At 60.3% G+C, this 22,199-nt stretch carries 23 protein-coding genes and 2 tRNA genes; 18 read left to right on the top strand and 7 right to left on the bottom strand.

The window, feature by feature from the left end; genetic code table 11:
• Nucleotides 1-1,387: 1,387 nt before the first annotated feature.
• From HMPREF2656_RS12855 to HMPREF2656_RS09245, 3 genes are all read left to right on the top strand, one after another.
• The gene (locus HMPREF2656_RS12855) at nt 1,388-1,537 is read left to right on the top strand and encodes an ATP-binding protein (RefSeq protein ID WP_224213554.1); all 150 of its coding nucleotides are present in this window, start codon (nt 1,388-1,390) and stop codon (nt 1,535-1,537) included.
• Between the two features lie 635 nt (nt 1,538-2,172).
• Nucleotides 2,173-2,940: an ABC transporter ATP-binding protein gene (locus HMPREF2656_RS09240; protein ID WP_246825152.1), complete on the top strand. Its 768-nt coding sequence runs from the start codon at nt 2,173-2,175 to the stop codon at nt 2,938-2,940.
• Between the two features lie 6 nt (nt 2,941-2,946).
• Nucleotides 2,947-5,502 (top strand): ABC transporter permease, encoded by a 2,556-nt coding sequence (locus HMPREF2656_RS09245; RefSeq protein WP_083319498.1) that lies wholly within the window; start codon nt 2,947-2,949, stop codon nt 5,500-5,502.
• A gap of 3 nt (nt 5,503-5,505) precedes the next feature.
• On the opposite strand, the gene HMPREF2656_RS09250 is transcribed toward HMPREF2656_RS09245, so the two are convergent.
• The 5 genes from HMPREF2656_RS09250 to HMPREF2656_RS09270 are packed head-to-tail and all read right to left on the bottom strand — an operon-like array spanning nt 5,506 to nt 8,376.
• Nucleotides 5,506-5,871: a FluC/FEX family fluoride channel gene (locus HMPREF2656_RS09250; protein ID WP_070816466.1), complete on the bottom strand. Its 366-nt coding sequence runs from the start codon at nt 5,869-5,871 to the stop codon at nt 5,506-5,508.
• On the bottom strand, nt 5,864-6,214 hold the full coding sequence (locus HMPREF2656_RS09255; protein WP_083284794.1) for a CrcB family protein: 351 nt from the start codon (nt 6,212-6,214) through the stop codon (nt 5,864-5,866). The genes HMPREF2656_RS09250 and HMPREF2656_RS09255 overlap by 8 nt, the downstream gene beginning before the upstream one ends.
• Before the next feature lie 18 nt (nt 6,215-6,232).
• On the bottom strand, nt 6,233-6,607 hold the full coding sequence (locus HMPREF2656_RS09260; protein ID WP_070816468.1) for a fluoride efflux transporter FluC: 375 nt from the start codon (nt 6,605-6,607) through the stop codon (nt 6,233-6,235).
• Nucleotides 6,600-6,947, bottom strand: coding sequence for a CrcB family protein (locus HMPREF2656_RS09265; protein ID WP_070483508.1), 348 nt, complete (start codon nt 6,945-6,947; stop codon nt 6,600-6,602). Before HMPREF2656_RS09265 ends, HMPREF2656_RS09260 begins: the two co-directional genes overlap by 8 nt.
• A 10-nt stretch (nt 6,948-6,957) precedes the next feature.
• Nucleotides 6,958-8,376 (bottom strand): alanine/glycine:cation symporter family protein, encoded by a 1,419-nt coding sequence (locus HMPREF2656_RS09270; RefSeq protein ID WP_070816470.1) that lies wholly within the window; start codon nt 8,374-8,376, stop codon nt 6,958-6,960.
• A gap of 115 nt (nt 8,377-8,491) precedes the next feature.
• Here HMPREF2656_RS09270 and pgm point away from each other — a divergent pair, with 115 nt between their 5' ends.
• The 9 genes from pgm (at nt 8,492) to HMPREF2656_RS09315 (ending at nt 13,901) form a co-directional block, all read left to right on the top strand.
• Entirely contained in the window at nt 8,492-10,117 is a 1,626-nt protein-coding gene (gene pgm, locus HMPREF2656_RS09275; RefSeq protein WP_070816472.1) for a phosphoglucomutase (alpha-D-glucose-1,6-bisphosphate-dependent), read from the top strand.
• 18 nt (nt 10,118-10,135) lie between these two features.
• A complete protein-coding gene (locus tag HMPREF2656_RS09280) occupies nt 10,136-10,618 on the top strand; it encodes a MauE/DoxX family redox-associated membrane protein (protein WP_256381255.1) in 483 nt (160 codons plus the stop codon).
• Between the two features lie 67 nt (nt 10,619-10,685).
• Nucleotides 10,686-11,477: a DsbA family protein gene (locus HMPREF2656_RS09285; protein WP_070422604.1), complete on the top strand. Its 792-nt coding sequence runs from the start codon at nt 10,686-10,688 to the stop codon at nt 11,475-11,477.
• 152 nt (nt 11,478-11,629) lie between these two features.
• Nucleotides 11,630-11,702: transfer RNA gene (locus tag HMPREF2656_RS09290), tRNA-Ala, on the top strand.
• A gap of 27 nt (nt 11,703-11,729) precedes the next feature.
• Nucleotides 11,730-11,805 (top strand) — tRNA-Ala (locus tag HMPREF2656_RS09295).
• Between the two features lie 51 nt (nt 11,806-11,856).
• A complete protein-coding gene (locus tag HMPREF2656_RS09300; protein ID WP_070816476.1) occupies nt 11,857-12,303 on the top strand; it encodes a methylated-DNA--[protein]-cysteine S-methyltransferase in 447 nt (148 codons plus the stop codon).
• The gene (locus HMPREF2656_RS09305; protein ID WP_070451238.1) at nt 12,296-13,057 is read left to right on the top strand and encodes a fructosamine kinase family protein; all 762 of its coding nucleotides are present in this window, start codon (nt 12,296-12,298) and stop codon (nt 13,055-13,057) included. Before HMPREF2656_RS09300 ends, HMPREF2656_RS09305 begins: the two co-directional genes overlap by 8 nt.
• 47 nt (nt 13,058-13,104) lie before the next feature.
• Nucleotides 13,105-13,485 carry a type II toxin-antitoxin system prevent-host-death family antitoxin gene (locus HMPREF2656_RS09310; RefSeq protein WP_070483516.1) on the top strand — a complete coding sequence of 127 codons (381 nt, stop codon included), beginning with the start codon at nt 13,105-13,107 and terminating at the stop codon, nt 13,483-13,485.
• Complete coding sequence (locus HMPREF2656_RS09315; protein WP_070816477.1) at nt 13,485-13,901, top strand: type II toxin-antitoxin system VapC family toxin; 417 nt, start codon at nt 13,485-13,487, stop codon at nt 13,899-13,901. Before HMPREF2656_RS09310 ends, HMPREF2656_RS09315 begins: the two co-directional genes overlap by 1 nt.
• Here HMPREF2656_RS09315 and nadE read toward each other — a convergent pair.
• Complete coding sequence (nadE, locus tag HMPREF2656_RS09320; RefSeq protein WP_070422599.1) at nt 13,898-14,725, bottom strand: ammonia-dependent NAD(+) synthetase; 828 nt, start codon at nt 14,723-14,725, stop codon at nt 13,898-13,900. The genes HMPREF2656_RS09315 and nadE overlap by 4 nt on opposite strands.
• A 132-nt stretch (nt 14,726-14,857) precedes the next feature.
• On the opposite strand from nadE, the gene ykgO reads away from it, so the two are divergent.
• The 4 genes from ykgO to nrdE all read left to right on the top strand — a co-directional run bounded on the left by ykgO (nt 14,858) and on the right by nrdE (nt 18,324).
• Nucleotides 14,858-14,980 (top strand): type B 50S ribosomal protein L36, encoded by a 123-nt coding sequence (gene ykgO, locus HMPREF2656_RS09325; RefSeq protein ID WP_038612879.1) that lies wholly within the window; start codon nt 14,858-14,860, stop codon nt 14,978-14,980.
• Between the two features lie 321 nt (nt 14,981-15,301).
• Complete coding sequence (nrdH, locus tag HMPREF2656_RS09330; RefSeq protein ID WP_070422598.1) at nt 15,302-15,532, top strand: glutaredoxin-like protein NrdH; 231 nt, start codon at nt 15,302-15,304, stop codon at nt 15,530-15,532.
• A 78-nt stretch (nt 15,533-15,610) separates the two neighbouring features.
• Nucleotides 15,611-16,147 (top strand): class Ib ribonucleoside-diphosphate reductase assembly flavoprotein NrdI, encoded by a 537-nt coding sequence (gene nrdI, locus HMPREF2656_RS09335; protein WP_083291977.1) that lies wholly within the window; start codon nt 15,611-15,613, stop codon nt 16,145-16,147.
• An 11-nt stretch (nt 16,148-16,158) separates the two neighbouring features.
• Complete coding sequence (gene nrdE / locus HMPREF2656_RS09340; RefSeq protein WP_083319499.1) at nt 16,159-18,324, top strand: class 1b ribonucleoside-diphosphate reductase subunit alpha; 2,166 nt, start codon at nt 16,159-16,161, stop codon at nt 18,322-18,324.
• Between the two features lie 61 nt (nt 18,325-18,385).
• On the opposite strand, the gene HMPREF2656_RS09345 is transcribed toward nrdE, so the two are convergent.
• A complete protein-coding gene (locus HMPREF2656_RS09345) occupies nt 18,386-19,102 on the bottom strand; it encodes a FadR/GntR family transcriptional regulator (RefSeq protein WP_070816479.1) in 717 nt (238 codons plus the stop codon).
• A 122-nt stretch (nt 19,103-19,224) separates the two neighbouring features.
• Here HMPREF2656_RS09345 and nrdF point away from each other — a divergent pair, with 122 nt between their 5' ends.
• On the top strand, nt 19,225-20,214 hold the full coding sequence (gene nrdF, locus HMPREF2656_RS09350) for a class 1b ribonucleoside-diphosphate reductase subunit beta (protein ID WP_168167557.1): 990 nt from the start codon (nt 19,225-19,227) through the stop codon (nt 20,212-20,214).
• Between the two features lie 228 nt (nt 20,215-20,442).
• Nucleotides 20,443-22,143, top strand: a complete 1,701-nt coding sequence (gene ctaD / locus HMPREF2656_RS09355) for an aa3-type cytochrome oxidase subunit I (protein ID WP_070422595.1) — start codon at nt 20,443-20,445, stop codon at nt 22,141-22,143.
• Nucleotides 22,144-22,199: the final 56 nt, after the last annotated feature.

Consider the following 22,199-nt stretch of genomic DNA (forward strand, 5'->3'; position numbering starts at 1 on the left):
GAGTAGGTTACCGCCGACCCAACAACTTCACACATGAGGCACCCGCTTCCACCACCGGTGGAGGCGGGTGCGTTCGTTTGTTCGCAGACCTCACCCGGTCGACGCGGTAACACAGCATGCCCCCGGGTGGTTGTTGTGGGTAGCGCACGATATGGCGCCCGGCCCAGTATCAGACCCTGATCCAGCGGACCTCCTCACCCTGGACGTCGTGGAGGACAGCTCCAGCTTTGACGGCTTTACCGTGATCGCGACGGCGGCAATCCCGCGTTAACGGGGATGGGATGTCGACGACACAGTGGCTGTGGCAGGGCCCTCGGGCGAGGCAGTTGAGGCCACCCTCGGCGGGCTATTGCAGAGTTCCAGCATCCTGCAGTCGTTCGTAGTGTCGGACGAGGCGGCTGCGGCCACAGGCTTTCGGGGCTAGGGCCGTGTCTTCATGATCGGGGTGAACAACGACGGCACAGTTGACTAAGCGCAGCTGCGGGCGAACCTCGAAGATGCGGTCCGCCTGGATATTGTCGTCCAATTCCGCTCGACCGAGGACATGACCAGGGAAGTTGCTGCCCTGATCGCTCAGATGCCGTTTATCCTCTACGCGCTGCTCTCCTTGGCAGTGGTCATCGCCGTCCCACACAGTCAGTGGAACCTGCTGGCGGTGGCCGCCCCTGCATTTTCCAGGGCCCACCATCAGCAAGCGTTACACCACACTAAGGGACGCAACCCGGATCTGTGCCCATTGTTCCAAAGAAATCACCCATCCAATCTTTTTCGGATGGGCTACTTTTCGAGGAGCGTTTTGGGCTACTTTTCAAAGAGCGCTGATAGGCAGGAACATCGTCGGAGGAAATTGAAGCGGCACTGAAGGGTGGCAGCATACCCACTTCACTTCCAACAATCCGAGAAGAAGAGACCCCCACGCCAAGTGACGCCACGACCGATAGTTACCCGGATCCCATTCAGGTAACACAGGGAACCGAGGTTCCGGAATAAGATCGAACGAAACGAATGTCGTGGACACCCCTAAAGGAACTTAGAGAGAAACATGATCTATGTGGTTTTTGGTGCAGTGGTCGCGCTATTCATCTCCTTATGCATCATGGCAATCGGGTACCTAGTCCACCTTTCAGCTAAGCGGAAGGTGCTTTCTCCATACCGTTTCTTAGTCGTAATGGTTTTACTAGCACCCGTTTTTCTGATTTACGACATACGTAGCGATGAGATGTGTAGCGGCCTTTTCAATTATGCGGTCAGCGGTTACTTAATTACCGCAGTCATCATTAGTTCTCTGTGGCGCAGTATTGCGGATGGCCTCAGCGAAGCGCGAGAGTAGGAGCGGTCGCTAGGAGAGGGTGTTTATCCAGAGTTTCCCGCGAGGTATTTATACAAGGTGGTCCGTCCGATCCTCAGTCGGCGGGGCACTTCAAAGTCCACCCCGGATGCTGTCATCGCCGAGTCGATACTGAATCGGCTTGTCGTTGGCGCTGAGATCATCACACTCGAAGGACCAAACATGCGCCTCGAAGCCAATACGCAGTAGCGGCTCATAGTCAACGCCCGGGTGTTACCCGATACTCACCCGAGCGTTACTGGATACTCACCACAGTGTTACTAAATCCATGGTCCCAACACAATGTGGAGCGGAGAAGCGCGCCACCAAATTACCGACCGCCCATTGGTTGGTGTCGACCAACTTGTCCGCAATGCAGAGCAACAATGGCTGCTACTAGGTCATCGGCAACGGAATCGTTGGTCTGTACCCACTAGTCCGCAATGCGGAGTCAGTAACCGAACGGGCTTCACTATGCCGCTGCATAGTTGGTGCTTACCCATTAGTCCGCAATGCGGAGTGAGAAAGTCCGCAACTTGGTTGACGACAGCAGATTCGTTGGGGTTCACCCACTAGTCCGCAATGTAGAGTCAAGACTCGAACCTGCCGTAGACCCCAGCCTCGCAGTTGGCGAACCGCCATCAATGCAAAATGACGCCTGATCGGCTGCAGGTTCTTACACTCCGCCCAGGTCGGCGAAAGGTGTGATGTGCGGTTTTACTCTCCCGGTTCGTTTAGAGACCTAGCCGCAGCGGTTGAGGAGCCACAAACGGTGAAGTTGCTTGCTGGTGTGGTGGTCGTCGTAGAGAAATTGCACGAAATCAGCGATGTGGGGCCGGGGCCGTATGGTCGGCAAAGGAATGAATTGCCGCAGGGAGGATCACGTGAGCGTCGCAGCAGCACGAGCAGTCAACTTGAGAAAGTCCTACGGGCAGGGCGACACGGAAGTTGTTGCGCTCGATGGGGCGGACGTTGAGTTCCGACAGGGGGAGTTCACCGCGATCATGGGCCCGTCTGGATCAGGCAAGTCGACGCTGATGCACGTGATGGCTGGGCTAGATTCGGCGACGTTGGGCGAGGTGTTTGTCGGCGGGACGGAGTTGTCGCAGTTAAACGATAAGGAACTGACGGCGCTGCGGCGTGACCGGTTGGGCTTCATTTTTCAGTCGTTTAACTTGGTGCCCACGCTGACAGCGGCCGAGAACATTCAACTGCCAACAAATATTGCTGGTCGATCGGTGGACCGGGAGTGGTTTGATGAGATCACCGAACGCCTTGGTTTATCGAAGCGACTGAGCCATAGGCCTGCGGAGTTGTCGGGTGGTCAGCAGCAGCGTGTGGCGTGTGCCCGTGCGTTGGTGTCGCGGCCGGAGATCATTTTTGGTGACGAGCCGACGGGCAACCTGGACTCTAACTCGTCGCGTGAGGTGCTGAGCATTTTGCGGACGGCGGTGGATCAGTATGACCAGACGGTGGTGATTGTGACGCATGACGCGAGGGCGGCGTCGTATGCGGATCGTGTGGTGTTTTTGCGGGACGGCAACATCGTTAATGAACTGCGCAACCCGGATATGGATGCCATTTTGGGTGTCATGGCGACGATGGAGGACTAGGGGCCAGTGAACTCCACGATGAATAAGGTGTCGCTGCGTAACCTTGCGGCGCACAAACTGCGGCTCGCGCTGACGGTGTTGGCAGTGGTGCTTGGTACGTCGTTCCTGTCTGGTGCGCTGATGTTCACCAACATGTTGTCGTCGACGTTCGACTCTGCCGTAGACACTGTGCTTGACGATGTCGATGCGGTGGTGCGCCCAGCCGAGGGCGAAGGCGCCTTGGATAAGGAGACTGTTGATGGCATTAAGGCGAGCTCGAGCGTTGACCGTGTGAATCTGATGGCGGATGAGCCGGTGGTGCTCGCAACTGATGATGAGGTTGCGGTGCAGACGCGTCTTGGTTCGTCGCGTTTGGGGGTGTTTTACGAGCCGCAGGACACGGTTGGCCGAACGGTCGAGGTGGTCGAAGGTCACGCACCGAAAGAGATCGGCGATGCGGTGATCAACGCCAATGGTGCTGAAGAATACGGCCTGCATGTTGGGCAGGAGATCATCGTGGTGGACCGCGATGGTCGGAATACGGTGCGCATTACTGGGCTTATCGACGACCCCCTGGTGCAGGCGACCTCGCTACGCCTCGGGGTAACGCCAGAGACTTTCTTGGACTTCTACTCCTATAACGACCGATATCCCGCGGTGACGGTAGGGGCTAAGGACGGCGTGGAAGATACCGAGGTTGTTGAGAATCTTCGCGGCGCGTTTCCGGACTTGAAAATTGAGACGGGGGCGAAGGTAGCGGAGGAGACGTCTGCGCAGATTCGGGATGCGTTGAGTTTTGTCACGTACTTCTTGGTGGCGTTCGGGTTGGTTGGTCTTTTGGTGGGCACGTTCTTGATTGCGAATACGTTCTCCATGATCGTTGCGCAGCGTACGAAGGAGTTTGCGCTGCTGCGGGCTCTGGGGGCGTCGCGCGGGCAGATCACGCGGTCTGTGGCGCTGGAAGCGGCTTTGGTCGGGTTGTTGGGCTCGGTGCTTGGCGTGGTGGCTGGTGCCGGGCTGGTGTTGGTGATTCGTGCGGGGATGAACACGTTCGGCATGCCCCTTCCGCAATCGGGGATTGGGTTGTCGGTTGATGCGGTGGTGGTGCCACTGGTCGTCGGCACGGTGGTGACGGTGCTTTCGGCGCTGGCGCCGGCGCGGAAGGCAGGCAAGGTCCGGCCGGTGGAGGCGATGCGGGCGAGCGAGGCTGCGACGCCGCAGCCATTGATGTGGCGCACCATAGCTGGCGCAGTATTAGTCGTTGTGGCGGTTGTTGCGGCGGGTTACGCAATGACGTGGGATGACGGTGCGACGCGCCACCGGGCGATCCTGGTTGGTGTGGCTGCGTTGAGCGTGATTAGTGGTCTGTTCCTTGCGGGACCTGCGTTGAGTCTGCCGGTTGCGCCTCCGTTGGGGCGTGTCATCGGGGCACCGTTCGGGGAGGTGGGCAGGCTCGCGTCGACGAATACGCGGCGTAATCCGCGCCGGACCGCAACAACTGCGTTCGCGCTGATGCTGGGGATTGCGCTGGTGACCATGATTGGCATGCTTGGCGCGTCGATGAAGCAGTCGGTGGATGACGTGGCCGCAAGCGAGGTCAATGCGGACTATGTGCTGATGGGCCCGGAGATGGGTTCTTTCCCGGTCCCGGGGGATCTGCCGGACAGGCTCGCTGAGGTGGACGGTGTGGGCAATATCGCGTCGTACACTCAGGCGCCGATCACGGTCGACGGAGAGTTTGGCCACCAGTTCGGGCCGGTCGGGATGACGGATGTGCTGCGCGGTGACCCGTCGGATCTTATCGACCTCAACGTGGTCGACGGCGACGTATCGCTGACTGGTGACTCGCTGATCGCACCGGAGCACATCGCCCAAGAGCGCGGCTGGAAGGTCGGTGATACAGTCCAAGTGGCCGCACCGAGTGCTCCGGGAAAGACCGTCGACGTGACGGTTGCCGGCCTGTTTAGTGGGTCGAATGTGTTGCAGATGTTTGTGGTGTCGGATTCGGCGGCGGCGAAGGTGTCGTCGATAAGCAATACGCGCCTGCTGATGGTGGGCGTTGACAGCGACGGCTCCACCGATCTGGAGACGCTGCGCGCGCGGCTGGAAGATGAGGTGCGCGGCGACATTGTGGTGCAGGTGCGCTCCGCGGAGGAGATGAGTGGCGAGGTCACTGCATTGATCGATCAGATGCTGTTCATCCTGTATGCGCTGTTGTCGCTGGCGGTGGTGGTGGCGGTGCTTGGCATTGTGAATACGCTGACGCTGTCGGTCATTGAGCGCAGGCAGGAGATTGGTATGTTGCGTGCGGTGGGCTCGCAACGCAGGCAGATCCGCACGATGATCCTGCTGGAGTCGGTGCAGATGACGGTTTACGGCGCGGCGCTCGGTGTGCTGCTGGGGCTTGGGCTTGGCTGGGCGTTCCTGACGGTGCTTGAGAGCCAAGGCTTGACGACGATTGCCGTACCCACCGGGCTCATCGCCACCGTCCTGGCTGCCTCGGTAGTAGTGGGGCTGCTCGCCGCAGTGTGGCCGGGCCAGCGCGCTGCGAAGACACCGCCACTGGATGCGATTGCGGAGTAGGGCTTAGCGGGTGGCGAACGACGCCACCTGCGCACCGATTCCGGCCGCGAGCACCGCGAACGCCGCGGTGCTTATCCCGTACTCGGCGGCGAGGCGGAACTTGCCGTCTTTAATCAACGCCCCGAGTTGGCGGGCCAACAGTGACAGTGTTGAAAGTGCGCCGGCAAACCCAACACCAACGGCGGTTTGCCACATGGAAGGCAGGAAGATTGCCACGCCGATGATGCCGGAGGCGGCGATGTTGGCAATGAAGGTTGCCATCAACAGGTTGTGCACGACGGCCATGATCGCCCAACGCACAAACCCGCCGAGCATGCCGCCGAAAAAGACGCCGAGTATGGCGCCGAGCATCCACGTTGCATCAGACATGGTGCTTCACCCGTGACGCATCTCCGGCCATCCACGCCAATGTGGCAGAGACAAGCCCGAGCGTGATGATGAACGCCGCCCACAGCACCGACGAGTGGGATGAGGCCAATGCCACTGCGGAAAGGGTGCTGAACCCGCCGAGGAAACCCACGCCCCAAAACGGCCCCGGCGCGAAGTAGCCCATGGCGTAGCAGGCGGTGAGGTTCACTGCGAAGGTGACGGCTAGGGCGAGCGCTTCCGGGGTGGCGGGGTTGACCCAAATGAGCAAAATGAAGCGTGCAAGCGCCCCGCAGCCAGCACCGAGGGCAACGATGAGGCCGGTTTTCAGGGATGTTATCTGCACGTCTGTCCAGTGTAACCGTTAAGCGCCAAAGGCTCGAAGGCCCCAGCGCAGACCGAACCAGGCAGCCAGGATGCCGATCACGGCGGTAGACAGGCCGTAGCGCAGGGCCTCGCCGTGCTTTTTCGCCTTGATGAGCTCGCCGAGTTCTTTGGCAAAGGTGGACCAGGTAGACAGCGCGCCAGCGAACCCGACGCCGAGGGCCAACTGCCAGGCCACTGGGGTGGTGGCGGCGAAGCCTGCGACGGTGGAACCGACGACGTTGGCGGCGAAGGTGGCGGCGTGGGCGTTGTGGATGATGCGGGTCAGTGCGTAGCGGGCGGCGCCGCCGAACAGTGCGCCGGCGAAGACGGCGGCGAGGGTGAGGGCGAGGCTAAGCGCGGCGATGTTAAGCATTGCGGCGGCTCCTGAGTGCGTCGCCGGCGAACCACGCGCCGATGGCGGTGGCGTAGCTCAGCGCAATGATGCCGAGGGCCTCGATGGCCTGCGATTGCATCGCGGCTACAGAGACGGCGGAGTAGGTGGTTAAGCCACCGAGGAAGCCCGTGCCCCACAGCGGGCCGGGCTTGAACAGGCCCATGGCGAAGCAGCCAGCGATGTTCACCGCGAAGGTCAGGGCCAGGGCAGCGGTGGAGCCGGGGGCGGCGCCGAGGATGACGAGGTGTCTGACCACTGCCCCCAACGCCGCGCCGAGGGCGACGGTGATGGTGGTGGAGAGGGTGTCGTCGATACGCATGGGCGCGAGCCTAGTGCCAATCCATCTTCTGGCGTTCAACGAACGCCGCGACCTCCTCCGGCGACTTCTTCAGGTGCGGATCCCACGCGAGGTACTCGCGGGTCTCGCGCACCACAATGCCGGACAGCAGGAGCAGGCCGATCAGGTTCGGGATGGCCATGAGCCCGTTGGATAGGTCAGAGAAGGTCCACGCCAACTCCAAGGAAGCAACCGCGCCGACGAAGGACAGCGCGGTGAAGAACATGCGGTAGGGGATCGACGCCCACTCGCCGAAGAGTGCCACGATGGCGCGCTCGCCGTAGTAGGACCAGCCCAGGATGGTGGAAAACGCGAAGAAGATCAGCGCCACGGAAACGATCAGGCTGCCCCACTCGCCGGGAAGTGCCTGGCCGAAGGCGGAGGCGGTCATGATGGCGGCTTCCTCGCGGCCCATGTCCCAGGTGCCGGCGGTGACGATGACGAGGCCGGTGATGGTGACGACGATGATGGTGTCGATAAACGTCTGCGTCATGGAAACGAGAGCCTGGCGCGCCGGGTGCTGCGTCTTGGCTGCCGCGGCGGCGATGGCGGCGGAACCCATGCCGGATTCGTTGGAGAAAATACCGCGGGCGACACCGAACTGGATGGCCAGCATGATGCCGGAGCCGACGAAGCCGCCGGTGGCAGCGGTGCCGGTGAATGCGTCGGTGAAGATGGTGGCAATCGCGGCCGGTACGCGGTCCGCCATAAGCACCAGTGCGGTGATGCCGCTGCCGACGTAAATGACAATCATCAGCGGTACGAACGCTGCGGTGATCTTGCCGATGCCCTCAATGCCGCCCAGGACGGCAGCGCCAACGGCGAAGAAGATGATCACGCCGGCCACGTTGGCGCTGATGCCAAACGCGTCGTGCATGCCGGCGGCGATGGAGTTGCCCTGCGCGAGGTTGCCAATGCCGAAGGACGCGAAGATGGTGAACAGGGTAAACGCGGTGGCGAGGAATTTGCCGAAGCCGCCGCCGACACCAGTCTTCAGGTACTCGTGCGGGCCGCCCTGCTGCTTGCCCTTCTTGTCGGTGGTGCGGAAGCGCACACCCAGGTAGGCCTCGGAGTACTTCGACGCCATGCCGACGATGCCGGTGAGCCAGATCCAAAACAGTGCACCAGGGCCACCGATGGAGATCGCGGTGGCCACACCGACGATGTTGCCGGTACCCACCGTCGCCGCCAGCGCGGTGGTCAGTGCCTGGTAGTTGGAGATGTCGCCCGCGCCCTCTTCAGCCTTATCGACGAACGCATGACGCGTCGCCCGACCCAGCGTGCGGAACTGGATACCGCGCAGCCGGACAGTGAGGAACAAACCAGTGCCCAGCAGCAGCGGAATGAGGACGAAAGGCCCCCAAACGATGGACGAGATAGTGCTCAAAATGTCGTTGAGGGTGGAAGCCATGCGGAAGAGTAAAGCATACGCATAGCCGAATAATATAAAACTGGCAGAGTTTAGATTCACGGACGATGATGGAGCTGTCCATACACCCCCTCAGCCCGCAACAAAAGGAGCCCCCATGGCACACGAGCGCGCCGGCCAACCCGCCCGCGACGAGGACCTCATCGACATTGCCGAGCTGGTCACCGCCTACTACACCCGCGATATCGACCCCGACAATGTGGACCAGCAAGTGGTGTTCGGCACCTCGGGTCACCGCGGGTCGTCGTTAGATAATGCATTCAACGAAGCGCATATCTTGGCGACGACGCAGGCGATCGTCGATTACCGCCGCGGCGAAGGCATCACCGGTCCGGTCTACATCGGCCGTGACCCCCACGCCCTGTCGGAGCCGGCGATGGTTTCCGCGCTCGAGGTGCTCATTGCCAACGAGGTACCAGTGCGTGTCGACGCCGCCGGGCGCTACACCCCAACCCCAGCCGTCTCTCACGCGATTTTGACCCACCCCGGCGGAAGCGCCGACGGCATCGTGGTTACCCCATCGCACAACCCACCGCGCGACGGCGGCTTTAAATACAACCCGCCAAGCGGCGGACCCGCACCGGCGGAAGCTACGGACTGGATTGCGCGCCGGGCCAACGAATACATTGCCGCAGGCCTGAGGGGCGTGAAGCGGGTATCGGTCAGTGGCGTGCTGGACGAGCGTGCGGAGAAGTTCGGCTACCTCGATCACTACGTCTCCGACCTAGACAGCGTGGTGGATATGGACGCCATCAAGGCATCTGGCCTGCACGTCGGCGCAGACCCGATGGGTGGGGCGAGCGTGGACTACTGGGGAGCGATCGGGGAGCGCTACGGGCTGAACCTCGTGGTGGTCAACCCACGCGTGGACGCCACCTGGCGGTTCATGACCCTGGACACCGACGGCAAGATCCGCATGGACTGCTCCAGTGCAGACTCCATGGCATCGCTCGTGCATAACCGCGACAAGTACGACCTGGCCACCGGCAACGACGCCGACGCGGACCGCCACGGCATTGTCACCCCGGACGCCGGGCTGATGAACCCGAATCACTACCTCGCCGTGGCCATCGAGTACCTGTTTAGTCACCGCGACGGCTGGGCGAAGGACACGGCGGTGGGCAAGACCTTGGTGTCCTCGTCGATGATCGACCGCGTTGTCGCATCGCTCGGGCGTGACCTCGTCGAGGTCCCGGTTGGATTCAAGTGGTTCGTGCCAGGACTCGTCAGCGGCACCATCGGCTTCGGTGGCGAAGAATCCGCCGGTGCGTCCTTCCTGCGCAAAAACGGCAAGGTCTGGTCCACCGACAAGGACGGCCTGATCATGGACCTGCTCGCCGCCGAAATCACTGCGGTAACAGGCAAAACTCCGTCGCAGCGCTACGCCGAGCTCGAAACGCAGTACGGCTCGCCTGCATATGCGCGTATCGACGCCCCCGCAAACCGCGAAGAAAAAGCCACCCTGAAGGCCCTTTCGCGCGACCAAGTGCAGGCGAGTGAACTGGCGGGTGAGGTTATCTCTGCAAAGCTAACGGAGGCCCCAGGAAACGGCGCGGCCATCGGCGGACTGAAGGTGACCACCGAAAACGCCTGGTTTGCCGCGCGCCCCTCCGGCACCGAAGACAAGTACAAGATCTACGCCGAATCGTTCCTCGGCGCGGAGCACGTGGCGCAGGTGCAGGAAGAAGCCAAAGCGCTCGTGTCACAGGTCTTGGGCAAATAGGGGAGTAGAATCAGCCGAGTGAGCACAACGACAGCCGCGCCTGCAGCGCGCGACACAAAAACACTGGTCCTGGACGTGTTGTCCGCGTTAGCGCGGTTCTACATGGCCTACATTTGGATCTCTGCTGGGTGGGCAAAAATTGGTGTCCACCTGGATACCGCCAAAACCATCGAGGCCTACGAAATCTTCACCCCAGCCTGGTCCGACTTGCTGGCCCATATCATCGGGCCGCTCGAGCTCGCAGGTGGTTTGTTGCTGCTGCTGGGCATCAACCTGCGCTGGTCGGGCAAGGTGTCCATCTACGTGCTCGTGCTGTTCATCATCGGCATGCTGTCCGCTTGGCAGCGGGGACTCGTTATCGACTGTGGCTGTTTCGACCCGTCCGCAGCCGGCGAAGGGGAGACGAATCTGCTCGCTACGGTGTTCCGCGATGTCATCTACATCGCCATCACAGGCTTCATGATGTGGCGCCCGTTTAAGAAGTTTGCAATTTACCCCTAAACTTGACCGTTGTACGCAGTACCCGTCCACCGCGCCGTGATCGCGGCGCCAACAACAGGAGACACGTGTGACCACACGCAAAGTGCAAAACCCGAACCAGAGCGGTAGCAAGGCCTTCATCTGGGCCGTCGTCGCTGTTATCGCGATTGCCCTGCTCGTCATCGGCATCATTGTCTACAACGGCAAGGCAAACCGCAGCGCTGCAAAGCAGGCGGAGATGATCGACGTCACCGGTATCAACGTCGAGTGGAACCAAGAAGAAGACATCATCCACATCACCGGCGAAAACAAGGATGCCAACAAGGCTGAACTTTTCGAAGACTTCTCCTGCTCCCACTGTGCAGACCTGCACGTTGCTACCGATGAGCAGATGCTGGAGAAGGTCCGCGCGGGTGAAATCAACGTGGACCTGCGCCCGATGACCGCACTCGATGGCGGCATGACGGGCCACTCCACCAAGGCACTGGCTGCCGAGCTGGCGCTGCTTGCCCACGGCGATTTCTCTTCCGCGTTCACCTTGCGCAACTTCCTGTTTGAGAACCAGCAGTCGGCGTACAACAAGTACGACGAGAACGGCTTCGCAGATCTGGCCGCAGACTACGGTGCAAGCGATGAGGCTGTGAAGGATATTCGCGACGGCAAGTTCATCGACACCGCGAAGCGTCTTGGCGACGACAACCGCAAGTACCAGGAAGACAAGACCGGTGAGGCATGGACCCCGCGCGTGCTTGTCGATGGCGAGGATGTGGAAAAGCTCGTCGATATTGAGGAACTCCGAGAGATCACGGGCAACCCGAACCTCGACGAGAAGGAGGACTCTCCGCGTGACTTCTGGCCGGAGGTCCTGGCCAGCCGCTAAACACAAAGACCAATATCGGCTTTTAGCCCCAAGCGGCCTGCATTTGCCCAGGTCGCATCCTGAAGCGGTGGCTAAAAGCCGATATCGCCTTTTGTGGGGGCTGGCGATTTGGCCGGGGGCGGGCTGGCCCGGTATATTGACCAAAGTTCCAAGGGGCTATGGCGCAGTTGGTAGCGCACCACACTGGCAGTGTGGGGGTCACGGGTTCGAATCCCGTTAGCTCCACTCCACAACTACATACCGTTTACACGCGGGGCTATGGCGCAGTTGGTAGCGCACCACACTGGCAGTGTGGGGGTCACGGGTTCGAATCCCGTTAGCTCCACCACGAAGGCTGTCCGACCGTTTGGTCGGGCAGCCTTTCTCGTATCGTGGGCCCATGGATACTTCAATCGGTCAGCTTGGGGTGGTGACCTCAGCAGGTGCCGTTTCGAGGGTGCTGTTGCCCGGGGGTGCAGGGCAGTCGCGTATCGACGACACCGTCACCGCTGCCCTCGCCACCCAACAGATCGCCGAGTATTTCGCCGGGGAGCGCAGGGCGTTCGACGTGCCACTGAACCTGGATGGCGTGACCGAGTTCCGGGCTGAGGTGCTGCGGGCGCTCATGGAGGTCCCGTACGGTGAGACGACGACGTATGGGGAGTTGGCTCGGGCGGTGGGCCGCCCCAAAGCAGTGCGCGCAGTGGGAAGCGCCTGTGCGACGAATCCGCTTCCGATCCTGATCCCGTGCCACCGCGTGCTGCGCAGCGATGGCGCGCTTGGGGGCTACCGTGGCGGGACAGAAGCAAAACGTTTCCTACTGGCATTGGAGAGCATTGATGTCTGACACGTTTGTGAAGCACGGCAGCGCGCCAGGAGCGGCGGCAGCCGAGGCCGCGTACCTGCGCTGGCTGCGTGAGGGCTCGGCTGCCGTCGTGGAGGTGTTGGACCTTGACGAGGAGGCGAACACGCTGACCATCGAGCGGGTCGACAGTGCCCGCCCCACCAAAGACGCAGCGAGACAGGCGGGACGCGAGTTGGCGGCCATCCACGCGATGGGTGCGGATGCGTTTGGTGCGCCGGCAGACGGCTGGGAGGGGCCGAACTTCATTGGCACCCGCGAGCAGGCCTGTCGGCCAGAGAAACGGTGGGCGGTGTTCTATACCGAGCAGCGCGTCCTGCCGTTCGCGGAAAATGCGGTGCGTGCGGGCAACCTGAACCGGGAAGGACTGGAGACGGTGCGGCGCGTCTGCGACGCACTGGTGCGGGAAGACGGGGAGGCTCCCTTGGCGCGCATTCATGGCGACCTGTGGACGGGCAACCTGCTGTTTTCGCCGGAAGGCCCGCGTTTTATCGACCCGGCCGCGCACGGCGGGCACCCGTTGACCGACTTCGCGATGCTGGAGCTGTTCGGAGCGCCGTACCTCGACGCGATCGTCGGCGGCTACATCGACGCCGGAGGCGAGCTCGGACAGGATTGGCAGCGGCGCATCGCGATCCACCAGATGCACCCGCTTGCGGTGCACGCCTGGACACACGGTCCGTCGTACGGATCGGCGCTGGTGCGGGCGGCAGAAGAGTCCTTGCGGGTTGTTGGGTAGCGCACTATCCTGCAATGTAAGACATGTAATACATCGGGAGGTGTCGCATGAACATCGAGGAACGCCTACAGGCGCTGTTAACGAGACAAGCCGACGGCACCACGGTGTCGATGCGCCAACTAAATCAGAAGACGCGTGCTGTGATCGACCGTGTTTCGAAGGAGGGGGTCACGTTGACCGTGACCGACAGGGGAGTGCCAATCGCGGAAATTCGTCCGGTGAGCCAGAAAACCGGACTAGATCGACTCGAGGAGCTTGGGCTGCTTGCGCAGAAGGGAAAAGTCTTCGAAGAAGGGTGGAGGCCCGCAGCGTCTGCAGTATCGCTTGAAGAGTGGTTGGAAGAAGAGCGCGGGGAAGATCGCTTAGAACGGGTGATGGCGGATCTGCAGGCTCTCGACTTGGCGCGTACCGAAAAGGGCGAAGGGTGATGACTGGGGTGGAGCCGCTTGTATATGTCGATGCATCTGTACTGATTGCCTCCTCTGGCAGGGAGGCGCATAGCGAGTGGGCTTTGTCTGTGCTCTGGGGAAAGGCTTTGGTGAGCTCGGCCATCGTGCGTGTGGAGTTAGCTCGTTTTGCGCATCGAATGGGCTACGGCGCCGAAGATTTGAGCGAATTGGAATCTAGAGTCTCGTTCCTCAGTATCGATGATCGCGTCATTGAGGCGGCAGTTGCAGTGAGTGGAGAAGCGAAAGCCTTGGACGCCCTGCATGTTGGGACTTGGGCAAGGATGCAATCACTAGGGCTGAACTGCCCATTCATTACGGCGGACCGGAAACAAGCAGCAGCTGCACTATCGGTAGGGGCGACGGTGGTTCACCCCTATGGTGGAGATCTGCTCTAGCTGCGCCACCAGGTGTCGGCAGGGCCCGGCGGCATGTGGCGCTTGTGCTGGCCGATGCGCCACAGGTGCTCGAGGCGCTTCTGGGCGTCGGCGGGGATGGTCTTGCCTTCGAGGTAGTCGTCGATGTGTGCGTAGGTGATGCCAAGCGCTTCCTCGTCGGGAAGGGCTGGGCGGTCCTCCTCCAGATCGGCGGTGGGCACCTTCTCCCACAGGCGCGGATCGGCGTCGAGGTGCTTGAGCATTGTCGCACCCTGGCGCTTGTTCAAGCCTGCCAGTGGGATGAGGTCGGCCGCGCCATCGCCGTGCTTGGTGAAAAACCCGGTGACGTTCTCCGCTGCGTGATCGGAGCCGATGACCAGCAGGCCACGCTCACCAGCGATGGCGTACTGGGCGATCATGCGCATACGTGCCTTGACGTTGCCTTTGTTGAAGTCGCCGAGTCCCTCCACACCGAGCGCGCCTGCGACGGCTCCGGACAGCGCGGTGGTGGCCGGCTCAATGTCCACGGTTACCGTCTCGTCCGGAGCAATGAACCGCAGCGCCAGTTGCGCGTCGTCCTCGTCGGCCTGCACGCCGTGGGGGAGACGGACAGCGACAAACTCGGCAGCCGAGCCAGCCTCGCGTCGCTTCACTACCGCGAGCTGGGCCAACTTGCCGGCGAGGGTGGAGTCCTGCCCGCCGGAAATGCCAAGCACGTAGCCTTTTGCGCCGGTGCGGTCGAGGTAATCGGCCAAGAATTGCACGCGGCGGTCGATCTCTGCGGCAGGGTCGATAACGGGGGACACGCCGAGTGCGGCGATGATCTCGGATTGCATAGCGCTCATCGTATATGGGAGGGGGATACGTGAGGGTTTTGATTCAGCGCGGGTGATGTGTAACATTTATCCCCGTGTTGCGACTCGGCAGTTCGCCGTGCGTCGCTAATTGCAGGTAATCCGAGCAGAAAGGAGCGCCCGATGAAGGTCCGCAAGTCGCTTCGGTCGCTGAAGAACAAGCCGGGCGCCCAGGTTGTGCGCCGCAACGGCAAGGTTTACGTGATCAACAAGAAGGATCCGCGCTTCAAGGCCCGTCAGGGTTAATTGTCGCGAGCAGGCGCCCCGTCACCGTGTGGTGGCGGGGTTTTTGCGTTCCCAAAAACAGGCGAAGTTCTAGGGCGGGATGAATCTATTTCGAGGAAATTACACCCGTGAAACAACAAAACTGTGTGTTGCGGATGAGCGTGCGGACTACATGTAGGTAATTCTGGGCACCTATCCTGGGAATATCACCCATGTAACTACTACATGTAGTAGCAGTTGCCCTTCTCAGCCCCAAGGTATAGTGTCTCTTGGTGTTGCCCCGCGGAGACGGGGACAGAAGAAAATCTCCCCAAAGAACCCGCAGAGAAGGGACCACAAGCGATGTCGATCACCGTTTACAGCAAGCCGGCGTGCATGCAGTGCAAGGCAACCGAGAAGGCGCTGAAGAAGGCCGGCCTTGAGTACACCACCGTCGACATTTCTGTGGACGAAGAGGCCCGCGATTACGTGATGGCCCTCGGCTATGTTCAGGCTCCGGTGGTTGAGGCTAACGGTGAGCACTGGTCCGGCTTCCGCCCGGAGCGCATCAAGGGTCTGCTCGCAGCGGCTTAAGCGTCGCGCGCATACCGACGCCATGAGGCGCACAACTGGCAGTAGCCTTCTGAAATCTGCACAAGAAAGGTAGTGGCCATGCTGGTCGTCTACTTCTCCTCCGCCACTGAGAACACGAAGCGGTTTGTGGAGAAGCTCGGCCTTCCTGCGAAGCGGATCCCCCTGCGCAGAACCGATCCGGAACTCGTCGTCGACGAGCCATACATCCTCATCTGTCCCACTTACGGAGGTGGGGTGAGCGTGAGTGGTGGTAATTCCAGGCCGGTGCCGGCGCAAGTGATCCGCTTCATGAACAATGAGGGCAATCGCACCTTGATGCGGGGTGTGATCGCCGCCGGAAACTCTAACTTTGGTGCGGATTACTGCCTTGCTGGGCCGGTGATCGCTGACAAGTGTAAGGTTCCGTACTTATACAGGTTTGAGCTCATGGGCTCGGCCGAAGATGTCGCGCATGTGCGCAACCAACTGATTGAAAACGCTGAACGATTGGGTTTGCGTGGGGGACCGGAGGTCGTCGATACGCAAGCGCATGTGCAGCAGGCTCCGGATGAGTCGGAGCGATTGGCAAGACTGCGCGAAAAATACGCCGGTAAATACAAAAGAACTACAAACTGAAAGGCCTCGAAGTGTCTACTCTGCCCCTCGGTAAGAATGTCCCGGAGCCGGCCAACGAAAAGGACCAGCTGGATTACCACGCGCTGAACGCGCTGCTGAATCTTTATGACGAGAACGGTCAGATTCAGTTTGATAAAGACCGTGAGGCTGCGAACCAGTTCTTCCTGCAGCACGTGAACCAGAACACGGTCTACTTCCACGATCTGGAAGAGAAGATCGATTACCTGGTCACCAACAAGTACTACGAGCCGGACACGATTGAGAAGTACGCGTGGGAGTTTATTAAGGACACGTTCAAGCGCGCCTACTCTTACAAGTTCCGCTTCAAGTCGTTCCTCGGTGCGTACAAGTACTACACGTCGTACACGCTGAAGACGTTCGATGGTCGTCGTTACCTGGAGCGTTTCGAGGATCGCGTGGCTATGACGGCGCTGTTCCTCGCCGATGGCAACCAGGATCTTGCATTCGCGCTTGTCGACGAAATCATGACCGGCCGTTTCCAGCCCGCCACCCCAACCTTCCTCAACGCAGGTAAGGCACAGCGCGGCGAACTCGTGTCCTGCTTCCTGCTGCGTATCGAGGACAACATGGAGTCCATCGGCCGCGCCATCAACTCCTCGCTGCAGCTGTCCAAGCGTGGCGGCGGTGTGGCGCTGCTGCTGTCGAACATTCGCGAGTCCGGTGCGCCGATTAAACACATTGAGAACCAGTCTTCCGGCGTCATCCCTGTGATGAAGCTTCTGGAGGACGCATTCTCCTACGCCAACCAGCTCGGTGCCCGCCAGGGTGCAGGTGCTGTGTATCTGAACGCGCACCACCCGGACATCATGCGGTTCTTGGACACCAAGCGTGAGAACGCCGACGAGAAGATCCGCATTAAGACGCTGTCGTTGGGCGTTGTCATTCCGGACATCACCTTCGAGCTGGCTAAGCGTAACGACGATATGTACCTGTTCTCCCCGTACGACGTCGAACGTGTCTACGGCGTGCCGTTCGCAGACATTTCTGTGACGGAGAAGTACGAAGAGATGGTCGAGGACCCACGCATCCGCAAGTCCAAGATCAACGCCCGTAACTTTTTCCAGACCCTGGCAGAGATCCAGTTCGAGTCCGGCTACCCGTACATCATGTACGAAGACACCGCGAACCGTGCGAACCCGGTGAAGACCGGCCGCATCAACATGTCCAACCTGTGCTCGGAGATCCTGCAGGTTAACTCTCCGTCGGTGCTGAACGAGGACCTGACTTACGCGGAAGTCGGCCACGACATCTCCTGCAACCTGGGCTCGCTGAATATCGCAATGGCGATGGATTCCGAGGACTTCGGCCGCACGGTCGAAACGGCAATCCGTGCGCTGACAGCCGTGGCAGACAAGACGTCGATCGAGTCCGTGCCGCCGGTGCGCGACGGCAACGAAGCTTCCCACGCTATTGGTCTGGGGCAGATGAACCTGCACGGATACCTCGGCCGCGAGCACATTGAGTACGGCTCCGAGGAAGGCCTGGACTTCACCAACGCCTACTTTGCCGCGGTGATGTACGAGTGCATCCGCGCATCCCACAAGATTGCAGTGGAGAAGGGCAGCGCATTCAAGGACTTTGACAAGTCCGAGTACGCAACCGGGGAGTTCTTCGACCGCTACGATCCGGCTGATTTCGCACCGAAGACTGACAGGGTCAGGGCACTGTTTGAAAAGTCCAACATTGCTGTGCCGACGGCGGAGCAGTGGGCGCAGCTCAAGGCCGACGTGGCGCGTGACGGCATCTACAACCGTTACCTGCAGGCTGTGCCGCCGACCGGTTCGATTTCCTACATCAACAACTCGACCTCGTCGATCCACCCGATCGCATCCAAGATCGAGATCCGTAAGGAAGGCAAGATCGGCCGCGTCTACTACCCGGCGCCGCACATGAACAACGAGAACATCGAATACTTCAAGGACGCGTACGAGATCGGCTACGAAAAGATCATCGACACGTATGCAGTTGCCACGAAGTATGTGGATCAGGGCCTGTCGCTCACCCTGTTCTTCAAGGACACGGGGACCACTCGCGACATCAACCGCGCACAGATCTACGCATGGCGCAAGGGCATTAAGACCCTGTACTACATCCGCCTGCGTCAGATGGCGTTGGAAGGCACCGAGGTCGACGGTTGCGTCTCCTGCATGCTCTAAGCACGTAGGGAGGGGCTCGGGGGTTGGGGTTCCCGCCTGTAGGAGGCGGGAACCCCGGGGGTTAAATTTCCATGAACTCGTTCACGCCGCGCAGGAGTCGTCGAGAAGCATCTTCTGCGCGGTCGGGCTCGTGGTTCGCGATGGCTTCCGCGAGCTCGATGTGAATCTTCATGGTGGTCATCTCCGGGTCGTCCGGCATGATGCCGTATTCGGAGCGCCCCTTCATCACATCCATGATGGGCTGGGTAAGTGCGACAAACATTTCGTTGCGTGACGCGGTCAGCAGCAAAGAGTGAAAACGCGCGTCGGCTTCTTGGAACTCGTCCGAGTTACCCGCGACCTGGTCAGCGAGCTCGACGATGCGCTCGGCGAGGGCAGAAAGTTCACGGGCTTCCGCAGGGGTGGCATGTGTCGCGGCGAGTCGTGCTGCGGACGGCTCGATGGCATCACGGAGTTCGCGCAGTGAGGTGATCTGGGCGTGCCGTTGCTCGTCGCTACGCAAGCGCCAGGAAATGATCTGGTGGTCAAACACGTTCCACTCGGACTGGGGGAGCACCTTCAAGCCCACGCGGCGTGACGACGACACCAAGCCCAACTGTTCAAGCGCACGCATCGCTTCGCGTGCCACGGTGCGGGAAATGTCGAACCGTTCGGACAGGTCGTGGAGCGTAAACGTATTGCCTTCCGGCTGGACACCCGAGACGATCTCTTCCCCTAACACATCCAGGATGGACGAGAGTAGGGGTTGCGTGGGTGAGCGCTTGTCGCTCGAAGTCACAGTGCCCTCCTTCAGGCAGCTAATTGTGTGTAATTCGTCAGTATCTTAGGTCATTGAGACGCTCATTCAATGCAATTTCAAGCCCGATTTCTTTTATGGGGGTCTCGGGTAGGATGGTCGCCATGACTGACGAATACGTGGGTTACCTTGAGTCTCACACCAAACCGGTGAAGGCGATTAATTGGAACAATGTGCCCGACGACAAGGATCTCGAGGTTTGGGATCGCTTGACGGGTAATTTCTGGCTGCCGGAGAAGATTCCGGTGTCCAATGACATTCCGAGCTGGAACACGCTGACTGAGGATGAAAAGGCCGCAACCATGCGTGTGTTCACCGGCCTGACGCTCCTGGACACGATCCAGGGCACAGTTGGTGCGGTGTCGTTGCTTCCGGACGCGATGTCGATGCACGAAGAGGCAGTGTTGACCAACATTGCCTTCATGGAGTCGGTGCACGCGAAGTCCTACTCCAACATTTTTATGACGCTTGCGGATACCCCTTCTATTAACGAGGCATTCCGTTGGTCGGAGGAAAACGAGTACCTGCAGCGCAAGGCGAAGATCATCCTGTCCTACTACGAGGGCGATGATCCGCTGAAGCGCAAGGTTGCTTCCGTGATGCTGGAATCGTTCCTGTTCTACTCGGGCTTCTACCTGCCGCTGAACTGGTCGGTGCACTCGAAGCTGACCAACACGGCCGACATTATCCGTCTGATCATTCGCGACGAAGCAGTGCACGGTTACTACATCGGCTACAAGTATCAGCTCGGTGTGCGCAACGAGTCCGAAGAGCGGAAGGAAGAGCTCAAGGATTACGCCTTCGATCTGCTGTACGACCTGTACGAGAATGAGAATCAGTACACCGAGGATATTTACGACCCGCTCGGTTGGACTGAGGACGTGAAGCGCTTCCTTCGCTACAACGCGAATAAGGCGCTGAACAACCTTGGTTATGAGGGCTTGTTCCCGGCAGATGAGACGAAGGTTTCGCCGGCAATTCTGGCGTCTCTGTCGCCGAATGCCGATGAGAACCACGACTTCTTCTCTGGTTCGGGTTCCTCCTACGTTATTGGTCGTGCGGAGGATACACAGGACGACGACTGGGACTTCTAAGCACGGTTTGCTTGTCGACGACGCCTCGCCACCCGGCGAGGCGTCTCCCATTTGCAGACAACGCAGCAGGGTTGCCTGCATGGGTTCACCCCGCAAGGGGGAACAGTATTCGGAGAGGCTGGAAAAACAGTGTGCAGAACGTTATGCTGATCCGGTATCACTCGTGGCAGCTGTGCGTGATTCGAGGCAATTCGGGTCAAGTGCAGTTGTCGAAATCAGGAGGATTCAATGACCGCTGTGGCACCTAGGCTGGACAATCACGTCCCGCCGACACGCCCCGAGCCGACGGGCCATGCCCGCAAGGGTTCGCAATTTTATAAGCAACTCATCACGACCGACCACAAAGACCTCGGCATCATGTACATCATCATGTCGTTCGTGTGGTTCTTCGTGGCTGGCCTGATGGCCCTGCTGATTCGTCTGGAGCTCTTCAGCCCAGGCCTGCAGTTCCTGTCCAACGAGCAGTTCAACCAGCTGTTCACCATGCACGGCACCGTGATGCTTCTGGCATTCGGTACCCCAATCGTTTGGGGTTTTGCTAACTACGTTCTGCCGCTGCAGATCGGCGCCCCTGATGTGGCCTTCCCGCGTCTGAACGCATTCGGCTTCTGGGTCACCACCGTTGGTGTTATCGCCATGCTGGCCGGCTTCGTTACCCCGGGTGGCGCTGCTGACTTCGGCTGGACGATGTACATGCCGCTGGCTGACGCAACGCACACGCCGTCCGTTTCCGCCAACCTCTGGATTGTCGGTGTAGGCGCTACCGGTGTGGGCACCATTGCTTCCGCCGTGAACATGCTCACCACTGTGCTGACCATGCGTGCGCCGGGTATGACCATGTTCCGTATGCCGGTGTTCACCTGGACGGTGTTTGTTACCTCGATCATCGCGCTGATGATCTTCCCGCTGCTGACCGCAGCTGCAATGGGTGTGCTCTTCGACCGTCTCATCGGCGGCCACATCTACGACACCGCTAACGGCGGCACGATCCTGTGGCAGCACCTGTTCTGGTTCTTCGGCCACCCTGAGGTGTACGTCCTCGCACTGCCGTTCTTCGGCCTGGTGTCCGAGATCGTCCCGGTGTTCTCCCGTAAGCCGATCTTCGGCTACATCGGCCTGGTCTTCGCAACCCTGGCTATTGCAGGTCTGTCCATGGCTGTGTGGGCACACCACATGTTCGCCACCGGCGCTGTCCTGCTTCCGTTCTTCTCGTTCATGACCTTCCTGATTTCGGTTCCGACCGGTGTGAAGTTCTTCAACTGGCTCGGCACCATGTGGAACGGTCACCTGACGTTCGAGACCCCGATGCTGTGGGCAACGGGCTTCCTGTTCACCTTCCTCTTCGGTGGTCTGACCGGCATTATGCTGGCTGCTCCGCCGTTGGACTTCCAGCTGCACGACTCCTACTTCGTGGTTGCGCACTTCCACTACACCCTGTTTGGTACCGTGGTGTTCGCTTCCACCGCTGGCGTGTACTTCTGGTTCCCGAAGATGACCGGCCGCATGCTGGACGAGAAGCTGGGCAAGATTCACTTCTGGCTCGTTGTTATCGGCTTCAACCTGACCTTCATGGTTCAGCACTGGCTGGGCAACATGGGTATGCCGCGTCGTTACGCTGACTACCTCGACACCGATGGCTTCACCCTCCTGAACCAGGTGTCCACTGTCGGCTCCTTCATTCTGGGTATCGGCTTCCTGCCGTTTATCTGGAACGTGTTCAAGTCCTGGCGCTACGGTGAGATTGTCACCGTCGACGATCCGTGGGGCTACGGCAACTCCCTCGAGTGGGCAACGTCCTGCCCGCCGCCGCGCCACAACTTCACCTCCCTGCCGCGTATCCGCTCCGAGCGTCCTGCGTTCGAGCTGCACTACCCGCACATGGTGGAGACCCTGCGTCGTGAGGCCCACACTGGCCACCGCGAGGCATAACACCCCAGCCAAGTAGCAACGGACTACTGGCCTCCTGAACTCAGCCCCCGCTTCGG

The sequence above is a fragment of the Corynebacterium sp. HMSC034B08 genome, assembly GCF_001835805.1.
Lineage (GTDB): Bacteria > Actinomycetota > Actinomycetes > Mycobacteriales > Mycobacteriaceae > Corynebacterium > Corynebacterium coyleae.

What these genes read in the sequence shown, in the direction of transcription:
- HMPREF2656_RS09240 (WP_246825152.1), top strand. Translation starts at nt 2,173, where the DNA reads ATGGTCGGCAAAGGAATGAATTGCCGCAGGGAGGATCACGTGAGCGTC.
- HMPREF2656_RS09250 (WP_070816466.1), bottom strand. Translation starts at nt 5,871, where the DNA reads ATGTCTGATGCAACGTGGATGCTCGGCGCCATACTCGGCGTCTTTTTC.
- HMPREF2656_RS09260 (WP_070816468.1), bottom strand. Translation starts at nt 6,607, where the DNA reads ATGCTTAACATCGCCGCGCTTAGCCTCGCCCTCACCCTCGCCGCCGTC.
- HMPREF2656_RS09265 (WP_070483508.1), bottom strand. Translation starts at nt 6,947, where the DNA reads ATGCGTATCGACGACACCCTCTCCACCACCATCACCGTCGCCCTCGGC.
- HMPREF2656_RS09270 (WP_070816470.1), bottom strand. Translation starts at nt 8,376, where the DNA reads ATGGCTTCCACCCTCAACGACATTTTGAGCACTATCTCGTCCATCGTT.
- pgm (WP_070816472.1), top strand. Translation starts at nt 8,492, where the DNA reads ATGGCACACGAGCGCGCCGGCCAACCCGCCCGCGACGAGGACCTCATC.
- HMPREF2656_RS09300 (WP_070816476.1), top strand. Translation starts at nt 11,857, where the DNA reads ATGGATACTTCAATCGGTCAGCTTGGGGTGGTGACCTCAGCAGGTGCC.
- HMPREF2656_RS09305 (WP_070451238.1), top strand. Translation starts at nt 12,296, where the DNA reads ATGTCTGACACGTTTGTGAAGCACGGCAGCGCGCCAGGAGCGGCGGCA.
- HMPREF2656_RS09310 (WP_070483516.1), top strand. Translation starts at nt 13,105, where the DNA reads ATGAACATCGAGGAACGCCTACAGGCGCTGTTAACGAGACAAGCCGAC.
- HMPREF2656_RS09315 (WP_070816477.1), top strand. Translation starts at nt 13,485, where the DNA reads ATGACTGGGGTGGAGCCGCTTGTATATGTCGATGCATCTGTACTGATT.
- nadE (WP_070422599.1), bottom strand. Translation starts at nt 14,725, where the DNA reads ATGAGCGCTATGCAATCCGAGATCATCGCCGCACTCGGCGTGTCCCCC.
- ykgO (WP_038612879.1), top strand. Translation starts at nt 14,858, where the DNA reads ATGAAGGTCCGCAAGTCGCTTCGGTCGCTGAAGAACAAGCCGGGCGCC.
- nrdH (WP_070422598.1), top strand. Translation starts at nt 15,302, where the DNA reads ATGTCGATCACCGTTTACAGCAAGCCGGCGTGCATGCAGTGCAAGGCA.
- nrdI (WP_083291977.1), top strand. Translation starts at nt 15,611, where the DNA reads ATGCTGGTCGTCTACTTCTCCTCCGCCACTGAGAACACGAAGCGGTTT.
- nrdF (WP_168167557.1), top strand. Translation starts at nt 19,225, where the DNA reads ATGACTGACGAATACGTGGGTTACCTTGAGTCTCACACCAAACCGGTG.
- ctaD (WP_070422595.1), top strand. Translation starts at nt 20,443, where the DNA reads ATGACCGCTGTGGCACCTAGGCTGGACAATCACGTCCCGCCGACACGC.